This is a genomic window from Micromonospora sp. S4605 (genome assembly GCF_003176715.1).
In the GTDB taxonomy this organism is placed as follows: Bacteria; Actinomycetota; Actinomycetes; order Mycobacteriales; family Micromonosporaceae; genus Micromonospora; species Micromonospora echinaurantiaca.
The window spans coordinates 24,781-45,569 of the sequence record NZ_QGSW01000239.1 but is presented as its reverse complement, the minus strand read 5'-3'; the positions used below and the strand labels follow the sequence as shown (position 1 = coordinate 45,569).

The 20,789-nt window shown below is 73.8% G+C and carries 18 protein-coding genes; 10 read left to right on the top strand and 8 right to left on the bottom strand.

From position 1 onward, the window contains the following. The first annotated feature begins 168 nt into the window (after positions 1–168). Complete coding sequence (locus DLJ47_RS20820) at positions 169–825, top strand: DUF4142 domain-containing protein (RefSeq protein ID WP_109901859.1); 657 nt, start codon at positions 169–171, stop codon at positions 823–825. Between the two features lie 78 nt (positions 826–903). On the opposite strand, the gene DLJ47_RS20815 is transcribed toward DLJ47_RS20820, so the two are convergent. The 5 genes from DLJ47_RS20815 to DLJ47_RS20795 all read right to left on the bottom strand — a co-directional run bounded on the left by DLJ47_RS20815 (position 904) and on the right by DLJ47_RS20795 (position 6,500). Beyond that, positions 904–1,191: an Lrp/AsnC family transcriptional regulator gene (locus DLJ47_RS20815; protein ID WP_088992685.1), complete on the bottom strand. Its 288-nt coding sequence runs from the start codon at positions 1,189–1,191 to the stop codon at positions 904–906. A 112-nt stretch (positions 1,192–1,303) separates the two neighbouring features. Further along, positions 1,304–2,167, bottom strand: coding sequence for a nucleotidyltransferase family protein (locus DLJ47_RS20810; RefSeq protein ID WP_109901857.1), 864 nt, complete (start codon positions 2,165–2,167; stop codon positions 1,304–1,306). Between the two features lie 67 nt (positions 2,168–2,234). Further along, entirely contained in the window at positions 2,235–2,777 is a 543-nt protein-coding gene (locus DLJ47_RS20805; RefSeq protein WP_109901855.1) for an NUDIX hydrolase, read from the bottom strand. Between the two features lie 53 nt (positions 2,778–2,830). After that, positions 2,831–4,615, bottom strand: a complete 1,785-nt coding sequence (locus tag DLJ47_RS20800; RefSeq protein WP_109901895.1) for a RelA/SpoT family protein — start codon at positions 4,613–4,615, stop codon at positions 2,831–2,833. A gap of 130 nt (positions 4,616–4,745) precedes the next feature. Continuing rightward, the gene (locus tag DLJ47_RS20795) at positions 4,746–6,500 is read right to left on the bottom strand and encodes a DEDD exonuclease domain-containing protein (protein ID WP_109901893.1); all 1,755 of its coding nucleotides are present in this window, start codon (positions 6,498–6,500) and stop codon (positions 4,746–4,748) included. Positions 6,501–6,626: 126 nt separating this feature from the next. Between DLJ47_RS20795 and DLJ47_RS20790 the strand changes: the two genes are divergently transcribed. From DLJ47_RS20790 to DLJ47_RS20750, 9 genes are all read left to right on the top strand, one after another. Further along, positions 6,627–8,060: an NYN domain-containing protein gene (locus tag DLJ47_RS20790; RefSeq protein ID WP_109901853.1), complete on the top strand. Its 1,434-nt coding sequence runs from the start codon at positions 6,627–6,629 to the stop codon at positions 8,058–8,060. Positions 8,061–8,204: 144 nt separating this feature from the next. Then, the gene (locus DLJ47_RS20785; protein WP_109901851.1) at positions 8,205–8,417 is read left to right on the top strand and encodes a hypothetical protein; all 213 of its coding nucleotides are present in this window, start codon (positions 8,205–8,207) and stop codon (positions 8,415–8,417) included. A gap of 159 nt (positions 8,418–8,576) precedes the next feature. Beyond that, positions 8,577–9,110, top strand: coding sequence for a ribbon-helix-helix protein, CopG family (locus DLJ47_RS20780; RefSeq protein ID WP_109901849.1), 534 nt, complete (start codon positions 8,577–8,579; stop codon positions 9,108–9,110). A gap of 76 nt (positions 9,111–9,186) precedes the next feature. Continuing rightward, on the top strand, positions 9,187–10,026 hold the full coding sequence (locus tag DLJ47_RS20775) for a DUF4097 family beta strand repeat-containing protein (RefSeq protein ID WP_109901847.1): 840 nt from the start codon (positions 9,187–9,189) through the stop codon (positions 10,024–10,026). 28 nt (positions 10,027–10,054) lie between these two features. After that, entirely contained in the window at positions 10,055–11,014 is a 960-nt protein-coding gene (locus DLJ47_RS20770; protein ID WP_109901845.1) for an ATP-binding cassette domain-containing protein, read from the top strand. Then, positions 11,011–11,850, top strand: a complete 840-nt coding sequence (locus tag DLJ47_RS20765) for an ABC transporter permease (protein ID WP_109901843.1) — start codon at positions 11,011–11,013, stop codon at positions 11,848–11,850. Before DLJ47_RS20770 ends, DLJ47_RS20765 begins: the two co-directional genes overlap by 4 nt. Before the next feature lie 121 nt (positions 11,851–11,971). Then, positions 11,972–14,146 carry an MMPL family transporter gene (locus DLJ47_RS20760; RefSeq protein WP_109901841.1) on the top strand — a complete coding sequence of 725 codons (2,175 nt, stop codon included), beginning with the start codon at positions 11,972–11,974 and terminating at the stop codon, positions 14,144–14,146. A 279-nt stretch (positions 14,147–14,425) separates the two neighbouring features. Then, the gene (locus DLJ47_RS20755) at positions 14,426–15,685 is read left to right on the top strand and encodes a M48 family metallopeptidase (RefSeq protein ID WP_109901839.1); all 1,260 of its coding nucleotides are present in this window, start codon (positions 14,426–14,428) and stop codon (positions 15,683–15,685) included. Next, complete coding sequence (locus tag DLJ47_RS20750) at positions 15,682–16,806, top strand: glycosyltransferase family 4 protein (protein WP_109901837.1); 1,125 nt, start codon at positions 15,682–15,684, stop codon at positions 16,804–16,806. Before DLJ47_RS20755 ends, DLJ47_RS20750 begins: the two co-directional genes overlap by 4 nt. A 554-nt stretch (positions 16,807–17,360) precedes the next feature. Here the strand turns inward: DLJ47_RS20750 and DLJ47_RS20745 are convergent. The 3 genes from DLJ47_RS20745 to DLJ47_RS20735 form a co-directional block, all read right to left on the bottom strand. Continuing rightward, positions 17,361–19,139, bottom strand: a complete 1,779-nt coding sequence (locus tag DLJ47_RS20745) for a putative bifunctional diguanylate cyclase/phosphodiesterase (RefSeq protein ID WP_446723587.1) — start codon at positions 19,137–19,139, stop codon at positions 17,361–17,363. After that, complete coding sequence (locus tag DLJ47_RS20740; protein WP_109901891.1) at positions 19,117–19,926, bottom strand: SAM-dependent methyltransferase; 810 nt, start codon at positions 19,924–19,926, stop codon at positions 19,117–19,119. The genes DLJ47_RS20745 and DLJ47_RS20740 overlap by 23 nt, the downstream gene beginning before the upstream one ends. A gap of 188 nt (positions 19,927–20,114) precedes the next feature. Continuing rightward, positions 20,115–20,783 carry a response regulator transcription factor gene (locus DLJ47_RS20735; protein WP_007072219.1) on the bottom strand — a complete coding sequence of 223 codons (669 nt, stop codon included), beginning with the start codon at positions 20,781–20,783 and terminating at the stop codon, positions 20,115–20,117. Positions 20,784–20,789 lie beyond the last annotated feature (6 nt).

Sequence of the window (20,789 nt, the reverse complement as noted above, 5' to 3'; positions counted from 1 at the left end):
GGAGTCCTCCGGTGGGCGCCACGTCCGTTTCCGCCCCGACTGCCGGGGGAGCGGTCCGACCGTGACCCCCTGAGCGGCTACGACGGCGCCGGTCCGGGCGGGCGGATCGCAGGAATAACCCCGGTCAGTCGGGTATCCGTGCGGTCCAACGTCTCAAGGGGGGGAAGCATGTTGGGTATCAAACGCCTCGGCCTGCTGGCCGTGCTGGTGCTGGTGGGGCTGGCACCGGCCACGGCGGCACAGGCGGCGGCGCAGCCGTCGGAGCAGGACCGTCAGTATCTGCAGGCGATCCACCGGGTCAACCTGTTCGAGATCACCACGGGTGACCTGGCCCAACAGAAGGCGCAGAACCAGGCGGTCAAGGACCTGGGCGCGATGTTCAAGACGGACCACACCCAGCTGGACCAGACCGTGCAGCAGACCGCGTCCCAGCTGAACGTGGAACTGCCGGACGATGTCGGTGAGGAGCAGGAAGCCGTCATCGAACAGCTGAACGACGCCAGCGGCGAGGAGTTCGACCGGCTGTGGGTGACCAAGCAGCTGGCCGGACACGTCCAGGCCATCCAGGCCACCCAGACGGAGATCTCGCAGGGTTCCGAGCAGGCGGTGGTCCAGCTGGCGCAGAACGCGCTGCCGACGCTGCAGGCGCACTACGACGCGCTGGTGCAGCTGGCTCAGCAGCTCGGTGTCCCGGTTCCGCAGGCGACCGTGACCGGTACGCCGGGCCCGGGCGCCCCGCCGGCGCCGGGTGGCACCGAGACCCCGGCTCCGGGCGGCACGCCCGAGTCGCCGGGCACGGAGACGCCGAGCCCGGACCAGAGCTGACCGCTCACGACAGTGGCCGGCCCACCCACGCGGTGGGCCGGCCGTCGTGTGTGGCTGCCCGGCCCGCGGCGGGCGGGGTCAGTCGGCGTTGGCCAGGCCGATCGCGAACGCCTCCTCCAGGTCGTGCTGGGAGTACGCCCGGAAGGCGATGTGCGACTCGGTGTTCAGCACGCCCGGCACCTTGGAGATGCGCCCGGCGATGACCTGCTCGATCTGGTCGAACTCGCGTACCCGGACCATGGCGATCAGGTCGACGTGGCCGGCCACCGAGTAGACCTCGCTGACGCCGGGCAGGTCGGCCAGGGCCTCGGCCACCTCGGGGATCGAGTCGGTGGCGCAGTCGATCAGCACGATCGCGGTGATCACGGGACATTTCTCCGTTCGTCGACGTCGTCGCTCATGCTAGTGCGGTGGCTCGTGATCGGATGACGGTCCGCAGGTCTGCCGTCGATGATCCGACCTGCTGCCGATCAGACGATCACGGGCTCGGTGTTGCCGGGACGGTGAGGTGGGTGTCGGCGCGGATGGCGTTGCGGAGGTGTTCGTCGGCGGCGACCCGGGCGCCCGGCCAGACCACTACACGATCGACGTCGCCGAGCACGGTCGCGCCGGCGCCGATCACCGACCGGTGGCACCGGCCGGTCACCGTGGCCGTCGGGTCGACCAGGCTGCCGGTCCCGGCGGCGTGCAGGTTGGCCGCGAGGTAGTCCGCCGGGGTGCCGGTGTCGTAGAAGGTGCCGGCGTAGGGCACCACGGTGAGCGCCCCGGCCGCCTCCGCCGGCCGCCAGACCGCCCGGACCAGATCGCCGAACTCGGCCGGCAGGTCCCGCACCAGCCGCCACGGCAGCAGCGAGAAACCGGTGAACGCGTGGCCGTCGAACGTCCCGGGCGCCGCCGGGTCCGCGGCGGGCTGACCGAGCAGGCGTACGCTCTCGCCGTCCCAACCGTGCAGCAGCGCGGCGATGTCCGGCCCCGGGGCGGCGGTCGGGTCGTGCAGGTAGGCGTCGGCGTTGCCGACCAGCACCCCGCGCCCGGCGATCCAGTCCCGCAGGTTGCCCACGCCGCCGGCGGTGCCCAGCGGATCGCCCGGCTCGACCGAGAGGTGCGCCCGGTCGCCCACGTGCGCGACCACCTGCTCGCCGAGGTAGCAGGCGTTGACCGCGACCCGGTCCGGGCCGGTCAGGCCGAGCCCGGCCAGTCGGGCCAGCGCGCGGTCGAGCAGCGCGACGTTGCCCACCGGGCAGAGCGCCTTGGGTAGCCGTTCGGTCAGCGGCCGCAGCCGGGTGCCCTCGCCGGCGGCGAGCACCACCGCGCAGACCTCGGGCCCGGCCGGCCCGCTCACGCCGGCGCCCCGCGCCGTTCCGCACCGCCCCGGGCCGCTGCGGCGGCACGCCCGGTGGTTCGGCGAATCACTGTGTGGTGTCCGGTACCGGCGGCGGGAACTGCCCGGCCAGCGGGCCGATGCCGTAGTAGCCGAGCAGGCGCGCCGTCGGCCAGGTCAGCCGGGGCAGGTCGTCCAGCGGGTGCCAGGCCGCCTCGAAGACCTCCGCGCCGTCCACCTTCAGTTCGGTGGTCGACGCCGGCACCTCGGCGGTGAACACCACGTCCACCCAGCCCTTGGCGTGCACCACCGCGTTCGGCACGGCCGGCGTGAGCTGGCGGGGCGAGAGCCGGATGCCGGACTCCTCGAACAGTTCCCGGGCCGCGCCGACCACCGGCGCCTCGCCGCGCTGGAGCAGCCCGGCCGGGAGCGTCCAGCCCTTGCCGGGTGGCTGGCGCAGCAGCAGCAGCCGACCCGCCCCCTCGGCCTCGGCGTCGCGGACCAGGGTCACCGCCCCGACGATGTACTTCGGCACGGCCAGCCGGACCAGGCGGCGGCGCAGCGGCAGCGGCAGCCGGTAGAAGACCTGGTAGGCGACGGCCCGTCCAGTGGCGCGCGAGCGGGGGATCATGAGTCCAGGCTAGTGGGGGCGAGGGCGGCTCGCGCTCCCCGGGCCCCGCCCGGTCACTGCCGGTGGTCCACCAGGTCGATGAGCTGGCGTACCACGGCGTCCGGCTCGATCACCCGGTCGAAGACCGCGACCAGCATGGTCTCCAGGTCGGGGTAGCCGAGTTCCTCGGAGAGTCGCAGCAGCGGCAGGTCGCTGGCCAGGCCCCGGTTGTGCTGGCGCAGGGCGAGCCCGATGGTGGCCCGGCCGAGGCGCACCTTGTCGCTGATCGTGATGCCCGGCTCGGTGTGCTCGGCGAACCACCGGTTGATCTGCATCTGCGCGTGTGGCGACTTCACGAACCCGAGCCACTCCCGGCGCGGGCCACGCGGCGCGGCGTCGCCACCCTCCGCGTCGGTCTCGGTGAAGATCTCCACCACGTCGCCCTCGGCCAGTTGCGACGAGAGCGGGGCCAACCGGCCGTTGATCCGCGCCGCCAGGCAGTGGTCGCCGCGCTCGGTGCCCAGCTCGTAGGCCAGGTCGACCGGGGTGGCGCCGGCCGGCAGCACGACCTGCCGCCCCTCGGCGACCACCTGGATCTGCGTTTCGGCCAGGTCGCAGCGCAGCGACTGGAGGAACTGCGCCGGGTCGGCGGCGTCCTGTTCCCAGTCCAGCACCCGGCGCAGCCAGTCGAGCTGTTCGGCCCTGGCCGCCGCCGCATTGCCGCCGGAGCGGGGGAAGCGGAAGTCGGCGGCGATGCCGTACTCGGCCTTGCGGTGCATCTCCTCGGTGCGGATCAGCACCTCCACTGTGCGGTTCTCCGGGCCGCAGACGCTGGTGTGCAGCGAGCGGTAGAGGTTGTTCTTCGGCGAGGCGATGAAGTCCTTGAACCGGCCCGGCACGGGCCGCCAGACGCCGTGGATGGCGCCCAGTGCCGCGTAACAGTCGGTGGCCGGGCCGTCCACCACCACCGCGATCCGGGGCAGGTCGTACGGGCTGTCGTGGCCGCCGGCCACGGTGTCCTTCCAGATCGAGTAGAGGTGCCGGGGGCGCGGGGTCACCTCCGCGTCGACCCGGTTGCGGCGCAGCGCCGCGCGGGCCCGGGCGACCACCTGTTCGAGGTAGGTGTCCCAGCCGGGTCGCTCCCGCACGTGCCGGGAGATGCGGTCGTGCTCCTCCGGCTTGAGGTGCAGCAGCACCACGTCGTCCAGCTCGCGTTTCAAGGTCTGGATGCCGAGCCGGTCGCAGAGCGGGACGAGCACCTCCTGGGTGGCCCGGGCGATCCGCTCCCGGGAGGCGGCCGAGCGTACGCCGAGGGTGCGCATGTTGTGCAGCCGGTCGGCCAGCTTGATGATCAGCACCCGGACGTCCTTGCCGGCCGCGATGATCATCTTGCGGATCGTCTCCGCCTCGGCGGCCTTGCCGTAGAACGCCTTGTCGAACTTGGTCACCCCGTCGACGAGGTGGGCCACCTCCCGGCCGAAGTCCTCGGCGAGCGCCTGGAGGGTGTAGCGGGTGTCCTCCACGGTGTCGTGCAGCAGGGCCGCGACCAGGGTGATGGTGTCCATGCCCAGCTCGGCGCAGATCTGCGCGACGGCGAGCGGATGGGTGATGTAGGGCTCGCCGCTCTTGCGGAACTGCCCCCGGTGCATGTTCTCGGCGATCGTGTAGGCCCGGCGCAGCACCGCGGGATCGGTGCCGGCGTGGATGGCGCGGTGGGCGCGGACCAGGCGGGCGACCGGGTCGGACTCGGTGGTGGGCCAGGTCAGCAGCGACCGCAGCCGCCGGGCCAGCGGCAGCTCGCCCGGCTGGGTCGGAAGCGCGCCCCCCAGGGCGGCGCCGTGTCCGGCGTCGACGTCCACGAGGGACACCTCCTCACCCCGGCTCCACGGCCGCCGCGGATCCGGCAACCGGGAGCAGGCCCACGAAACGGGCAGGACTGCACTTCTCTAACAGCCTAAGTGAGTCGACGTAGTCCGATCGGACACTTGCTCATGAGCGTTCGGTCGAGAGTTGGTGGGATGCGGCGCTTTCGGCCTTGGTCAGCAGGTCGCGGAAACGCGCCGCGCCGGCCACCGGGGACGCCCATCCGGAGGACATCTCGACCAGCCGGGTCTCCGGACGCTCCAACCAGGACAGGATCCGCTCGGTCTCCTCGGCTGAGGCGTTGGGGATCGGGCCGTGTCCGGGTGGCACCGTCTCGGCGGTGGCCCGGATCGCGGCCAGCGTCGGTCGTGGATGGACGCCGGGCGGGGACACCCCGGCGCCGGCCAGCCGCCCGTGCCGGACCAGCGCCAGCTCCCAGCCGCCCCGGGCGGCCGGCCGGGCGGCGGCCAGCTCGGCGATCCGGCTCAGCGCGACCAGCCGCTGCATGCGCACGGTCGCCCGCAGCACCGCGGCGAGCCGGGCGCGCACCACCGCGGCCTCCTCGTAGCGCTGGGCGCGGGCGAGCACCTCGATGCGGGTCAGCAACGCGTCCACCACCGGCTGCGGGTCGCTGGCGGTCGCGGTGCGAAACGGCGCCACCGCGCGGGCGTCGTACTCCTCGGGGGTGATCCGGTGCTCGCAGGGCGCCGGGCAGCGACCCAGCTCGGCCAGCGCGCAGGCCGGCGTGACCGTGCGCAGCGACAGTCGGTGGGTGCACTGGCGCAGCGGCACCGCGTCGTGGAAGCCGGCGGCGGCCAGCTCGGCGGACCGGCGGGAGTTGAACGGGCCGAGGTAGGCGTCGTCGGTGGGGGAGATGCCGCGCACCACGGACAGCCGGGGGTACGGCCCCTCGGTCAGCTTGAGCCAGACCGCGCGCTCCGGGAACTTCGACCGCCGGTTGTACGGCGGCGCGTGCGCGCCGATCAGCCGCAGCTCACGGACCTCGGCCTCCAGCGAGTGGGCGCACTCGACCGCCTCCACCCGAACGGCTGCGGCGAGCATCTCGGAGATCCGGGCCCGCTTCTCGGCGGCGGTGAAGTAGCTGCGGACCCGGGTGGCGATGTCGCCGGAGGTGCCGACGTAGAGCGGCCGGTCGTCGGCGGCCCGGAAGATGTAGACGCCGGGTGCCTTGGGCAGCCCTTCGGCGAGGTGTCGCTTGCGCCGCTGGGTCGGGGTGACCGCCCGGGCGAACTCGATGGCGTCGCCGATGGTCTCGACCCGGTGCCCGCCGAGCCGGGCGATCAGCCCGTGCAGCACGTCGACGGTGGCCTTGGCGTCGTCGAGGGCCCGGTGCGTCGGTTGGGTGGCGGTGCGGAAGTAGGCGGCCAGCGTGCCGAGCTTGCGGTTGGGCACCTCGTCGCGGGTGAGCACCCGCCGGGCCAGCGCGGCGGTGTCCAGCACCCGCGGGTTGGGCCAGCGGTAGCCGTGCTTGGCGCAGGCGGCCTTGAGGAACCCGACGTCGTAGGGGGCGTTGTGGGCGACCAGCACCGCGTCGGAGATGAACTCGAGGAAGCTCGGCAGCACCTGCTCGATCGGCGGGGCCGGCAGCAGCATCGCCTGGGTGATGCCGGTCAGCACGGTGATGAACGGCGGGATCGGCTCGCCCGGGTTGACCAGGGTGGCCAGCACGCCCAGCTGCTCGCCGCCGCGCACCTTGACCGCGCCGATCTCGGTGATCCCGCCGCCGTCCGGCGCGCCGCCGGTGGTCTCCAGGTCGACCACCACGAACGTCGTCGCGTACAGCGGCAACCCCGGATCGACGGTGCCGCTGGCCGGGTCGAGCCCGGCCAGCGCCTCCTGGACGTACTCCTGCTGTGCCATCGGCGGCACGGTAGCGTCCCGGTCCGACACTCCCGTCCCGGCAGCCCCACGGGTCACCCGGGGTTAGGATGAGAGATCGGCTCACTCACCGGGCGGTGGGCCCGGTCGCGGTGGGAGACTTGCCACATGCCCCTCACCGAGCCGTACGACGACAACCTCCACCAGGAGGAGCCTGTCGTCGCTGCGTACGCCGCCGGTGAGGCGCCCGACCCGGGTGACCCGGCCGAGCCCGACCCACCGTCGCCGGAGCCCGAGCCCGAGCCGACCCTGCCCGAGCCGGTCCGCCAGCGGATCGTCGCGCTCACCGCCGCGGTGCTGCCCGGCCTGCCCGGCGACGAGGTGCCGGTGCCGCTGCGCCGGGTGGCCAAGTTCGCGCCCAACCGGCGGGCCCGCCTGGGCGCCCCGGTGATCGCCGCGCAGCTCGCCGCCGACCCGCTGTTCCGGCAGCGGGTCACCGCCCGGGTTCTCGCCGACGCCGGCGACCTGGGCGCGGCGGTGGTCGAGGGGACCGCCCCGGCGGCCGCCGATCCGGTCGAGGTGGCCGCGCTGGCCTACCTGGCCCGCCCCCGCGGCTGGCGGGACCTGATCGAGGCCAGCGGCGCCGCGGTCCGCGCCGAGGCGGACAGCGCGGTCGTCGCCGAGCTGGTCCGCGAGGCCGAGCAGCGGGCCACCCGGGCCGAACACGACCGGGCGGTGGCCCGGGTCGAGGCGGAGAAGCTCCGCGATGAGCTGGCCCGGGTCCGCGAGGAGCTCGGCCAGCTCCGCGAGGAGAACCGGCAGCTGAGCCGGTCGTTGCGGGAGACCCAGGCCCGCGAACGCAAGGCCGGCGAGATGCTGGCCACCGAGCGGGGCCGGGCGGCCCGGGCGGCCGCCGACGCCGACGCCGAGCTGCGCCGGGCGCGGGCCCGGCTGGCCGAGGCGGAGGCGGCGGCCGGGGTGGCCCGGGCCAGTGCCAAGGAGGCCCGCTCGGTCGACGACGCCCGGCTGTGGCTGCTGCTGGAGACGATCGGCCAGGCGGCCGTCGGGCTGCGCCGGGAGCTGGCCCTGGACCCGGTGGACAAGCTTCCCGCCGACTTCGTCGCGGACTCCTTCGCCGAGCAGCCGGCCGGCCCGGCGGCCGGCACCGCCACCCGGGCCCGGGACACCGACGACCCGGCCCGGCTGGACCAGCTGCTCGCCCTGCCCCGGGCGCACCTGGTGGTGGACGGCTACAACGTGACCAAGCGGGGCTTCGGCGAGATGTCGCTGGAGCAGCAGCGCAAGCGGCTGATCAGCGGGCTGGGCGGGATCGCCGCGCAGACCGGCGACGAGGTCACCGTGGTCTTCGACGGGGCGGAACGGGTGCACGGGCTGCCGCCGGCGCCGCGCGGCGTGCGGGTGCTCTTCTCCCGTAAGGGGGAGACCGCCGACGAACTGATCCGCCGGCTGGTCCGCGCCGAGCCGCCGGGCCGGCCGGTGGTGGTGGTCTCCTCCGACCGCGAGGTGGCCGACGGGGTACGCCGGCACGGCGCGTACCCGCTCGGCGCCGACTCGCTGCTGCGGCGGCTCGCTCGGTCCTGATCGGGGTGCTTGATCGCATTCCGGCCGTCCGCGACCCCGTTGTCCGTTTCTGTCGTACCCCGCGCCTAGGGTCGTGGTGACCGACGGTGCTCGGGTGGCGACGGTGACGCCGCGCCCGGTCGCCACAGCGCACCAGGAGGCGAGATGCTCATCGACTGCGCGGGGTGCGGGATCCGGGCGAGCGGCTGCTCCGACTGCCTGGTCACCGCCCTGCTCGACGATTCGTCCCCGGCCGCGGGGCTGGGCGGCGCCGAGGCTCGGGCGGTCGAGGTGTTCGCTCGTGCCGGGTTCCAGGTGGAGGTGCTGGCGACGCCCCGGGCGGCCAGCCGGCCGGCCCGACGTCGCCGGGTGGCGTGACCGGCGGCGAGTTCGCCGGCGGCCCGGCCGACCGTGACGTGTCCAGGCGGTGCGTTCACCTGCTCTTTCCCTTCTCGATGTGCCAAGTGGTGCCAGTGATGGCACCACCCCTGAGCCACAGAGCTTGTTGTGGTGCCATCCGTGTGCCATGATGGCACCATGGACCTGACGTCGTATGTGAGCAACCTCGGGCGTGAGTTCGCCACGCTTGCCGAAGCCGGCGGTGAGGAGGCCCGTGCGCTGGTCGAGCGCCTGACCGGGTCGCTGGAGTCGGCGATCCGGATGACGCTGCTGGAGGCACTGTCGGCCGCCGCCGACGAGATCACCCGGGACCTGGCTCCGGGCGCGGTGGAGCTACGCCTGCGCGGACGCGATCCGGACTTCGTGGTGACCCCGCCGCCCACCGAGCAGATCGGGCCCGCGGCCCAGGGCACCGCGGCGACGGTCGACGGCGCGCCGGAGAGCGAGCTGCTGATCGCCGAGGAGGGCCCCGCCGCCCGGATCAACGTACGCATGCCCGAGCAGCTCAAGGCCGCCGTCGAGGAAGCCGCCGCCAGGGAGGGGCGCTCGGTCAACGCCTGGCTGGTCCGAGCGGCCGCCGCCGCCGTGCAGCGGTCCGAGCGCGATCAGCGTCCCGAGGCGCCCGGCGGCGGGAAACGGACCCCGCAGCGCTTCACCGGCTGGGTGCGCTGACCGCACCGCGCGCCGCCCGCACCCCACGTCCCCGACCCGCGGGGACGACTCACCCACGCATGATGCGGAGACAACCATGCCCAACTTCGAGACGCCCGAGCCGATCTCCGTCACGCTCGAACTCGGCGTTGCCGACCTGCGGATCGCCGCGAGTGACCGGACCGACACCGTGGTCGAGGTGCGCCCGAGCGACGAGACCGACGAGTCCGACGTGAAGGCCGCCCAGCAGGTCCGGGTCGACTACACCAACGGCGTGCTCCGGGTCACCGGTCCCAAGCGCGTCTTCGACTTCTCCAAGAAGACCAGGGCGGTCGACGTGACCATCGAGCTGCCCGCCGGTTCCCAACTCTCCGCGCACCTGCTGATGGGCGACGTCCGCTGCGCCGGCCGGCTCGGGGAGTGCCGACTCAAGACCACCGGCAACATCTGGCTCGAACGGACCGGCCCGGTGCGCCTGCACACCGGCTTCGGTCACGTCAACGCCGACGGCATCGCGGGCAACGCCGAGATCTCCACCGGCTCCGGCAAGATCCAGGTCGGCGAGATCGAGGGCGCCGCGGAGGTCAAGAACTCCAACGGCGACACCGCGATCGACGCGGTGATCGGCGACGTGCGGGTGCGCAACGCCAACGGTGCCATCGACATCGCGCGGGCCGGCGCCGGCGTCGACGTGAAGACCTCCAACGGCGGCATCCGCATCGGCGAGGTGGTGCGGGGTTCGGTCGTGCTCGCGACCGCCGCGGGCGACCTGGACGTCGGCATCGCCGAGGGCACCGCCGCCTGGCTCGAGGTGAACACCGGGTTCGGGCGCGTGCACAACCGGCTGGAGAACGCCAGCGGGCCCGACCGGGCCGACCAGACCGTCGAGGTGCGCGGCCGCACCGGCTACGGCGACATCACCATCCACCGCTCCTGATCCCCGTCCGGCCCCGAGAAAGGCAACCATGACCAGCACGCCCTCCCGGCCGGCGATCGCCGCGACCGGGCTACGGAAGTCGTTCGGCGACCACGTCGTGCTCGACGGTCTCGACCTGACCGTGCCACGGGGGACGGTCTTCTCGCTGCTCGGCGCGAACGGCGCCGGGAAGACCACCACCGTCAAGATCCTGTCCACCTTGCTCAGGGCCGACGCCGGTGACGTCCGGGTCGCCGGGCACGACCTCGCCCGCGACCCGGACGCGGTGCGCGCCGCGATCGGCGTCACGGGTCAGTTCTCCGCCGTGGACAACCTGCTCACCGGCGAGGAGAACCTGCGGCTGATGGCGGATCTGCACCACCTCGGCCGGGGCGAAGGCCGGCGGCGGGTCGTCCGGCTGCTCGAGCAGTTCGACCTGACCGAGGCGGCCGGGAAGCCGGCGGCGACCTACTCCGGAGGCATGCGGCGCCGCCTCGACCTGGCGATGACCCTGGTCGGCAGCCCGCAAGTGATCTTCCTCGACGAGCCGACCACCGGACTGGACCCGCGCAGCCGCCGGGACATGTGGCAGATCGTCCGGGACCTGGTGGCCGGCGGCGTCACCATCTTCCTGACCACCCAGTACCTGGAGGAGGCCGACGAGCTGGCCGACCGGATCGCGGTCCTCGACCGCGGCCGGGTGGTCGCCGAGGGCACCGCGGAGGAACTGAAGCGGCGCATCCCCGGCGGACACGTGCGCCTGCGGTTCGCCGACCCGAAGGGCCTCGACGCGGCGATGCGGGTGCTGGGTGACGCCTCGCGCGACAACGACGCGCTCGCCCTGCGGGTGCCCAGCGACGGCAGCCTGCGCTCGCTGAAGACCCTGATCGGCCGGCTCGACGACCAGGCCGTCGAGGTCGACGAGCTCTCCGTGCACACCCCCGACCTCGACGACGTCTTCCTCGCCCTCACCGGCAACCCCACCATCGAGAAGGTGACCACCCGATGAGCGCCCACACCCTGACCGGTCCGCCGCCGGCGGACCTCCGATTCCACCCGCTCCGCGACTCGGCCACGATGCTGCGCCGCAACCTCAAGCGCATGCTGCGGTACCCGTCGATGACCGTGATGCTCATCGGGATGCCCGTGGTCTTCCTGCTGCTCTTCGTCTACGTGCTCGGCGGCACGCTGGGGGCCGGGCTCGGCGGGGCGGCACCGGTCGGGGCGGCCGGCGGGCGCGCCGCGTACGCCAACTACGTGGCGCCCGCGATCATCCTGATGACCGTGGCGTCCACGGTCCAGGGGACCGCGATCTCGATCGCCATGGACATGACCGAAGGCATCATCACCCGGTTCCGCACCATGCACATCGCCCGCGTCTCGGTGCTGACCGGACACGTCCTGGGCAGCATGATCCAGGCGATGGTCAGCCTGGCGGTCGTGATCGGCGTGGCGCTGCTGGTCGGCTTCCGGCCCACCGCCGGGCTGGGCGGGTGGCTGGCCACCGCCGGTTTCCTGCTGGTGGTGACCTTCGCCCTGGTCTGGTTGTCCGTCGCGCTCGGCCAGGTGAGCAAGAGCGTCGAGACCGCGAGCAACCTGCCCATGCCGCTCGTCCTGCTGCCCTTCCTCGGCAGCGGGTTCGTGCCCACCGACTCAATGCCGGCCGGTCTGCGCTGGTTCGCCGAGTACCAGCCGTTCACGCCGATCATCGAAACCCTGCGCGGCCTGCTGATGGACGAGCCCGTGGGAAACAACGGGTGGATCGCCCTCGCCTGCTGCGCCGTCATCGCGCTGGGCGGATACCTCTGGTCGAAGCGCCTGTTCAACCGCGAGTCCTCGAACTGAAAGGAGTCGGTGATGTCGCACGATCCGGCAACCGCCCCCCTGACCGAGCTGCCCCGTCCGGCGGACCACCCGTACCACCCGCACGACAAGCTGCGCATCTGCGCGAACTTAGGGAGAGACGATGTTTGAGCGGTTGGGACGCTTCGTCGTCCACAATCCGTGGAAGGTGATCCTGGGCTGGCTGCTCGCCACCGTGGCGATCGTGTTGATGGCTCCCGGGCTCGGTGACGTGACCAGCCAGGACCAGGCCGACTTCCTGCCGCGTGACTACGAGTCGGTCAAGGCCATGGAGGTGGCGCAGCAGTCCTTCCCCACCGCCAACGACGCCACCGCGACGATCGTCGTCAAGCGCGCCGACGGGCAACCACTGGCCGACGCCGACCTCGCCACGGTGGGGACGCTGGCCGAGGCGGTCGGCAGGGTCGACGCGGAGCACGTGGCCGGCGCCGTCGGGCCGCCCACCCCCTCGCCGAACCGGACGGTCGCCCTGGTGACCGTCGGCCTGACGGGCGCCCCCGACGATCCGGAACTGCTCGACGCCATTCCCGAGATCCGTGAGGCGGCGAAGTCCACACTGAACGGGACCGGCCTGGGCTACGCGGTCACCGGCGACATCGCCATGTACGCCGACAACGCCGACGCCTTCGACACCGCACTGGTCGTGGTCGGCCTGGCCACCATCGGCCTGATCATCGTGCTGCTGCTGGTCATCTACCGCAGCCCGCTGGCCGCGCTGCTGCCGATCGTGACGGTCGGCGTCGTCAGCGCGATCGCCCCCGGCCTGATCTCATGGGTGGCTCAGGCGGCCGACCTGCGGGTCGACCAGTCCCTGGAGATCATCCTCACCATCGTCCTGTACGGCGTGGGCACCGACTACATCCTGTTCCTGCTGTTCCGGTACCGGGAACGGCTGCGTGCCGGCGACGACGCCAAGCAGGCGCTGGTGGCGGCGGTGGCCCGGGTGGGCGAGGTGATCGCCTCGGCCGCGGCGGCGATCGTCATCGCGTTCAGCGCCCTGCTGCTGGCGGTGTTCGGCGCGTTCACCAGCCTCGGCCCGGCGCTGGCCATCGCGGTCGTGGTCATGGCGTTCGCCGCGCTGACCCTGGTCCCGGCGGTGGTGTCCCTGCTCGGCACGAAGATCTTCTGGCCGTCGAAGTCGTGGCAGCGCACCCCGCGCGGCACGGCGTTCCAGCGGCTGGGCCGGTTCACCGGCCGGCGGCCGGCCGTGGTGGCGCTGGTGTCCGGCGGGCTGATGCTGGCGCTGGCGGCCGGCGTGCTCGGGATGAAGTGGGACTACGACCAGACCGGCCAACTGCCGTCCGACACGGAGTCGGCGCGCGGTCTCGAGGATCTCCAGTCCGGCTTCCCGGTGGGCGCGCTCAACCCGACGACCGTCTACCTGCGCTCCGACGACGGCCAGCGGCTCGACCCGGCCGCGCTCAACGCGTACGCCGCGTCGCTGAAGGACGCGCCCGGCATTGGCGGCATCATGCCGGCGGGCCAGGACGGCAGTCTGGCCGGTTTCAGCCAGGACGGCACCGCCGCGCGGATCAACCTGCTGCTGGACCGCAGCCCGTACGCGCCGGAGTCGCTGGACCTGGCCGGCGGCGAGCTGCGGGACGTGGTGCACGCGCGGGCTCCTGACGGCACCACCGCCTACGTGGGCGGGATCAGTTCGCTGTTCGCCGACGTCCGTGACGCCAACACCCGGGACCTGAAGGTGATCTTCCCGGTGGCCGGCCTGCTCATCGCGATCATCCTGGCCCTGCTGCTGCGCAGCCTGGTCGCTCCGATCTACCTGATGGCGGCCGTGTTCCTCGGCTTCCTCAGCACGCTGGGCGCCACGGTCTTCGCGTTCCAGGGTGTCGGGGACCGGCCGGGCCTGTCGTTCATGCTGCCGACGATCCTGTACCTGTTCGTGGTGGCGATCGGCACCGACTACAACATCCTCATGATCGCCCGGCTTCGCGAAGAGGCACGGCTGGGCAACGACCCGCGCACGGCCGCGGACCTGGCGGTCGAGCACGGCGGCCCGTCCGTCGGCGCGGCGGGTCTGATCCTCGCCGGCACCTTCGCCTCGATGATGCTGGCCGGGGTGGCGTTCCTCACCGAGATGGGTTTCGCGGTGGCGATCGGCATCTCGATCTCCGCCTTCGTCATGGCGATGCTGCTCGTACCGGCGATCACCGCGCTGCTGGGCCACCGTGCCTGGTGGCCTGGGCACGGCGACGCCGCCGGCAACGGCACCGCGCTGCCAACCGCCGAACCCGGTCCCGTCCTGACGGAGACCCGGTAGGCCACCGACCGGACCCGGTCCACGCCGCGCGGCGTGGACCGGGTCCGGTCCAGGGTGTGGTGGGCGACCGTCCGCCGATTCCGGGGCGGCCGGGCGCGGCAGCGGCGGGGTTCGACCCGGGCAATAGGATGGGCGCCTCACGGCGGGAGGGAGCGGCGGCATGACGCGGGTACGGCGCGGTGGCGACAGCCCCGCCACGATCGGCGGCGTTCCGGGCCCGCGACGGTCGCCCGCGGTGCGGCCGTACGACGGGCGCGACGTGGCGCCGGGAGGGCAGCGGTGACGCCGCGCGGTTGGGCGGTGCTGACCCTGGTCGGCCTGACCGTGGCCCTGGTGGTGACCGCCGCGGTGTTGATCCCGTGGCACCGGCCGCCCGCGCCGCGCGCCGATCAGGTGGCCGCGCTGCGTGACCTTCCCGCCGACCAGGTGGCCCGGGCGCGGGAGTTCCGCTCGGCGCTGCGCCCCGGCGGCTGGGCGGCGCTGGCCGTCGGCCTGCTGGTGGCGCTGGCGCTCGGGCTGACCCCGCTGGGCAGCCGCCTGGTCGAGCTGGCCGGGCGCCCCTTCGGTGGCCACTGGATTGCCCAGGCCGTCCTCGGCGGGCTGGCCGTGGTGCTCGTCGCCGACCTGGTCACGCTGCCCTTCGCCGCCTGGCGGCACGGCGTGCTCACCCGCTACGGCCTGGCCACCAACGGCTGGGGCGGCTGGGCGGTCGACCTGCTCAAGTCGTACGCCGTCAGCGCGGTCATCGGGGCGGTGGCGCTGCTCGGCTTCTACGCCGTGATCCGGCTCGCCCCGCGCTGGTGGTGGGCGTTCGGCGCGGCCGGCGCGGCCACCCTGGTGGTGCTGCTCAGCTTTGTCCTGCCGGTGTTGGTCGAGCCGGTGTTCAACAAGTTCACCCCGATGGAGCAGGGCCCGCTGCGCACCGAACTGATGACCATGGCGGCCCGCGACGGCGTGCCGGTACGCGACGTGCTGGTCGCCGACGCGTCCCGGCGCACCCGGGCGGTCAACGCGTACGTCTCCGGGTTGGGCCCGACCCGGCGGGTGGTGGTCTACGACACGCTGCTGCGCGAGGCCGGCCCGGACGAGGTGACAGCGGTGGTGGCGCACGAGTTGGGGCACGCCAAGGACCGGGACGTGGCGGTCGGCACGCTGACCGGGGCGCTGGGCGCCGCCGCCGCGGTGGTCGCGCTCTACCTGATCGGCTCATGGGCGCCGCTGCTCCGGCTGGCCGGGGTGGACTCGGTGGCCCAACCACGCGCGTTCCCGCTGCTGGTCGCGCTGGTCACGGTGGTCGGGCTGGTCTCGGCGCCGGTGCAGGCGCTGATGTCGCGGCGGGTGGAGGCGCGGGCCGACGCGCACGCGCTGGCGCTGACCGGCGACCCGGCGGCGTTCGAGGCCATGCAGCGGCGGCTCGCCGGAATCAACCTCTCCGACCCCGATCCGCCCCGGCTGGAGTACCTCTACTCCGCCACCCACCCGTCCACGGTCGAGCGGATCGCCGCCGCCCGCGCCCACGCGAGGGAGGCCGGCCGATGAGCCGGACGCTGCTCATCACGAACGACTTCCCGCCGCGCCCCGGTGGGATCCAGTCCTTCGTGCACAACCTGGCGGTACGCCAGCCCGCCGGCTCGGTGGTGGTCTACGCGTCGAGCTGGCGGGACGCCGCGAAGTTCGACGCCGACCAGCCCTTCGAGGTGATCCGGGAACGCACCCGGGTGCTGCTGCCCACCCCGCTGGTGGCACATCGGGCCGCCCGGCTGGCCCGCGCGTACGACTGCGACACGGTCTGGTTCGGCGCGGCGGCCCCGCTCGGGCTGCTCGCCGCGGGCCTGCGCCGCCGGGCCGGCATCCGGCGGGCGGTCGCGCTGACCCACGGCCACGAGGTCGGCTGGGCGGCGCTGCCCGGCGCCCGGGCCGCGCTGCGGCGCATCGGCCGGGGCGTCGACGTGACCACCTACCTCGGCGAGTACACCCGGGTGCGGCTGGCCCGCGCGCTGCACGGGCTGACCGAGCTGCGCCGGCTCGCGCCCGGGGTGGACGTCGACACCTACCACCCGTCCGTCGATGGGGAACCGGTCCGGCTCCGGCTCGGGCTGGCCGACCGGCCGGTGGTGGTCTGCGTGTCCCGGCTGGTGCCCCGCAAGGGCCAGGACATGCTGATCCGGGCCATGCCGGAGATCCGCCGCCGGGTGCCCGACGCGGCGCTGCTGGTGGTCGGCGGCGGGCCGTACCGGGCCACCTTGCAGAAGCTGGCCCGGCAGACCGGCGTGGAGCGGGACGTGGTCTTCACCGGGTCGGTGCCGACGGCCGAGCTGCCGGCGCACTACGCGGCCGGCGACGTCTACGCCATGCCGTGCCGCACCCGCAACCGGGGCCTGGACGTGGAGGGCCTCGGCATCGTCTACCTGGAGGCCTCCGCGACCGGCCTGCCGGTGGTCGCGGGCGACTCCGGCGGCGCTCCCGACGCGGTCCGCGAGGGGGAGACCGGCTACGTGGTACGCGGCCGCGACGTCGCCCAGCTCGCCGACCGGGTGGCCCGGCTGCTCGCCGACCGCGATCTGGCCCGGCAGCTCGGCGCGGCCGGCCGGGCCTGGGTGGAGCGGGAGTGGCGCTGGGAGACCCAGGCGCAGCGGATGGCCGACCTGCTCGCTGGCTGACCACGGCCCGGTCGGTGACCGGCCCGGGTGGCGTGCGGGCGCGTCCGTCTTCGCTAGAGGCGGTGTGTCTGCCAGAGGTGGTGTCGAGCTGCCCCATCTGTGGGACCGGCCGGTAGGGCGGCGTGTCCGCTAGAGCGGTGGGGGCAGGGCGGCGTCGGCGATGCGGCGGAGCCGACATAGAGCTGCCCCATTTGTGGGACCGGTCGGTAGGGCGGTGTGTCCGCCAGAGGTGGTGTAGAGCTGCCCCACCTATGGGACCGGTCGGATGGCGCGCGGCGGCGCGGCCCCGGCGTTGGCGTGCTGTCGCGCTGTCGCGCTGTCGCGCTGCCCCTATGGATGGGGCAGCTCGAAAGGGGGCGGGCTGGTGTCTGGCGGGGTCGGCTACCGCGCGGCAGGCCTGCCTTCCGGGTGGTGGCTGCCCCTGAGGACGGGCAGCTCGGCACGGTCCGCCGGCTGGCCGGGGCGGAGTGTTCGGGAACTGCCCGGCCAGCGGGCCGGTGCCGTAGTAGCCGAGCAGGCGCGGCGACGGGCGGGTGCCGGCCGTGCCCCGGCGGTCAGCCGATCCGCTCCAGGATGCGTTCGGCGGGGGCGGGGCGACCGAAGTGCCAGCCCTGGCCGGCGTCGCAGTCGATCGCCCGCAGTCGCTCGGCCTGCCCGGCCGTCTCCACTCCCTCGGCGGTGACGGTCAGGTCCAGGGCGTGCGCCAGCGACACCAGCGAGGCGAGGATCCGCTCGTCGGTGCAGCTCGCCGGCTCCACCGCCGGCGCGCGGAGCCCGGCCACGAACTGGCCGGCCACCTTCAGCTCGGTCACCGGCAGGTCGCGCAGGTACGCCAGGTTGCAGTACCCGGTGCCGAAGTCGTCGATGGCGATCCGCACGCCGAGGTCGGCCAGCACCCGCAGGGCCCGCACCGGCTCCTCGGCGGTGCTCATCATGGTGCTCTCCGTGATCTCCAGCTGGAGCCGCTCCGGCGGCAGGCCGGTGCTGCTCAGCAGGCCGCGTACCTCCTGCACCAGGCCGGGCCGGTGCACCTGCCGTACCGCCAGGTTGACGCTGACGTACGGCGCCGGGCCGCCCGCCGCCGACCAGCTCTCCGCCTCCCGGCACGCCTCGGCCAGCACCCACGCGCCGAGCGGGACGATCAGCCCGGTCTCCTCGGCCAACGAGATGAAGCTGTCCGGCCGGAGCACCCCCAGCTCGGGGTGCCGCCACCGCACCAGCGCCTCCACGCCGAGCAGGCGGCCGTCCCGCAACGACGTCAGCGGCTGGTAGTCCAGGTAGAACTCGCCGCGTTGCAGGGCCGCCGGGATCGCCGCGGAGAGCGCCTGCCGGGCCAGTTCCCGGCGGTCGCGGTCGGCATCGTAGAGCGCCCAGCGCGCCCCGCCGGACGCCTTCGCCCAGTGCAGGGTGCTGTCGGCGGCGCGCATCAGGTCGCCGGGGGTGGCGCCGGCGACCGGGCGCTCGACGATGCCGATGCTCGCCGAGACGGTCAGCTCGTGGCCGTCCACGATGGCCGGCCGGCGCACCGCGGCCAGCGCCGCCTCGGCCACCGCGACCACGTCGTCGGTGCCGGCGCAGCGCTCGACCAGCACCACGAACTCGTCGCCGCCGAGCCGCGCCAGCAGGTGCCCGTCGACCGCCTGGCGCAGCCGCTCGGCCACCGTGACCAGCAGGGCGTCGCCGACCTGGTGCCCGTGCGAGTCGTTGACCACCTTGAACCGGTCGAGGTCGAGGAAGCACAGGCCGATCCGCTCCGCGCCGCGGCCCGGCGCGATGATCGCGGCGGCCAGCCGCTCGGTGAACAGGGTGCGGTTGGGCAGTTCGGTCAGCGGGTCGTGGGTGGCCTGGTGGCGGAAGCGCGCCTCGCTGGCGCGCAACGCCCGCTCCGCCTGGGCCCGGGCGGTCATCGCGGCCCGGCGGATCGACTCCTGCTCGTCCAGGGTGCGGTCGCGCAGCGCGCGGGCGTAGCCGGTGGCCACCGCGGCCAGCAGCCGGGCCATCCGGTCCTCGACGTCGTCGGCGACCAGGCCGAGGTCGCGGACCAGCCGGAGTTGGACCACCTCGACGGTACGGCCCAGGCCCTCCGCGGAGGCGATGTGCGCGGCCACCAGCTCCGCGCCGACCCGGTGCCCGACCCGCAGGTCGAACGGCTCGGCGCAGAGCGCGGTGGCCAACTGCTCGGTGAGCCGCTGCAGCAGCGACTCCAGCTGGTCCTGCGTCATCGGCAGGTAGCTGGTGCCGGAGACGGCCTTGGCCCAGGCCCGGGCGAAAGTGCCCGGCCGGGACCGGGCGCCGTTGGCCTCGGGCATCTCACCCACCGAGCCGTCCCACACCGCCGATGAAGGCGGCCCGCTCGGCGTCCTCGGCGCTCTCGGGCGAGTCCGGGCGCCACTGCGGCACCCAGACCACCCCCGGCTCGACCAGCTGGAAACCGTCGAAGAGCGCGGTCAGCTCGGCCCGGCTGCGGATCCACAGCGGATTGTCGGTGTTGCGGTAGACCCGCTCCGCCTCGGCCCGCTCGTCGCCCGCGCGACCGTCCGCGCTGGCCTGGGAGAGCACCAGCCAGCTGCCGGGCGCCAGCGCGGAGCGCAGGGTACGCAGCAGCTCGGCGGGACGGTCGTCGTCGGAGACGAAGTGCAGCACCGCCACGATCAGCACGGCGACCGGCTCGCTGAGGTCGAGCAGCCCGCGCACGTCCGGGTGGGCGAGGATCCGTTCGGGGTGACGCAGGTCCTCCTGCACCACGGCGGCCCGGTCGTTGCCGTCGAGGATCTCCCGGCTGTGCGCCACCGCCACCGGGTCGACGTCGACGTAGACCACCCGCGACTCGGGAGCGATCCGCTGGGCGATCTCGTGCACGTTGCCGACCGTCGGGATGCCCGAGCCGATGTCCAGGAACTGGCGGACGCCGGCCGCGGTGAGGAACTGCACCGCCCGACGCAGGAACGCCCGGTTTGCCTGGGCCATCAGCGGCGCCTCCGGCACCGCGGCGACCATCGCCTGGGCGGCCGCCCGGTCCACCGCGAAGTTGTGCGAGCCGCCGAGGTAGTAGTCGTACATGCGGGCCACGCTCGGGCGTTCGATGTCGATCGTCTCGGGTGCCCAGTCCGGCCGCTGCATGCCCTCACCCCTCGCGTCACCGTTGCGGGCGCCGTCGCCCGCGCGGGTATTCTGCCCGCCGCGCGCCCGGGAGACCATAGCGCGCCGCCCCGTACGTCACGCACGCCGGTCGATGCACGACGGTCCGCGACCGCCGACGGCGGTCGCGGACCGGTGTCGTCGTCCGTCGATGGGCCCCGGGCGGGGCGTCAGAACTTCGGGGCGTCCGGCGCCTCGAGCAGGCCCAGCCGTAGCGCGGTCATCAACGCCTGCGCCCGGTTGGCCGCGCCCAGCTTCTCGTAGAGCTTGGAGATGTGGGTCTTGGCGGTGGACTCGCTGACGAAGAGCTGCTTGGCGATGCCGGCCACGCTCATCCCGTCGGCGAGCAGCCGCAGCACCTGGCCCTCCCGCGGGGAGAGCTGCGGGCCGGACGGGGCGAGCCGGCGCTTCATCGCCTCGGCGAGGTCGGCGGCGGTGAAGGCGCTGGGGGAGGAGGCGGCGTGCCGGGCGGCGGCCACCACCTCGTCGGCCGGGGCGGTCTTCGGCACGAAGGCGCTCGCGCCGGCCTCCAGGGCGCCGAAGAGCTGGTCGTCGCCCGCGTACATGGTGAGCACCACGATGCCCATCGAGGCGCTGGACTTGCGCAGCGCCCGGGTGGCCTCCAGGCCACTGCCGTCGGGCAGGCGCAGATCCATGATCACCACGTCCGGCTGCAGCGCACCGGCCTGTCGTACCCCCTCCGCCGCCGTGGCGGCCTCCCCGACGACCTCGAACTGCCGGTCACGCTCGAACGCGTGCCGGAGGCCCTTCCGGATCAGATCGTGATCGTCGACAAGGAGGACCTTGGTACGGGTGGCCGGTGTCGGACTTGTGGTCATCCTCGG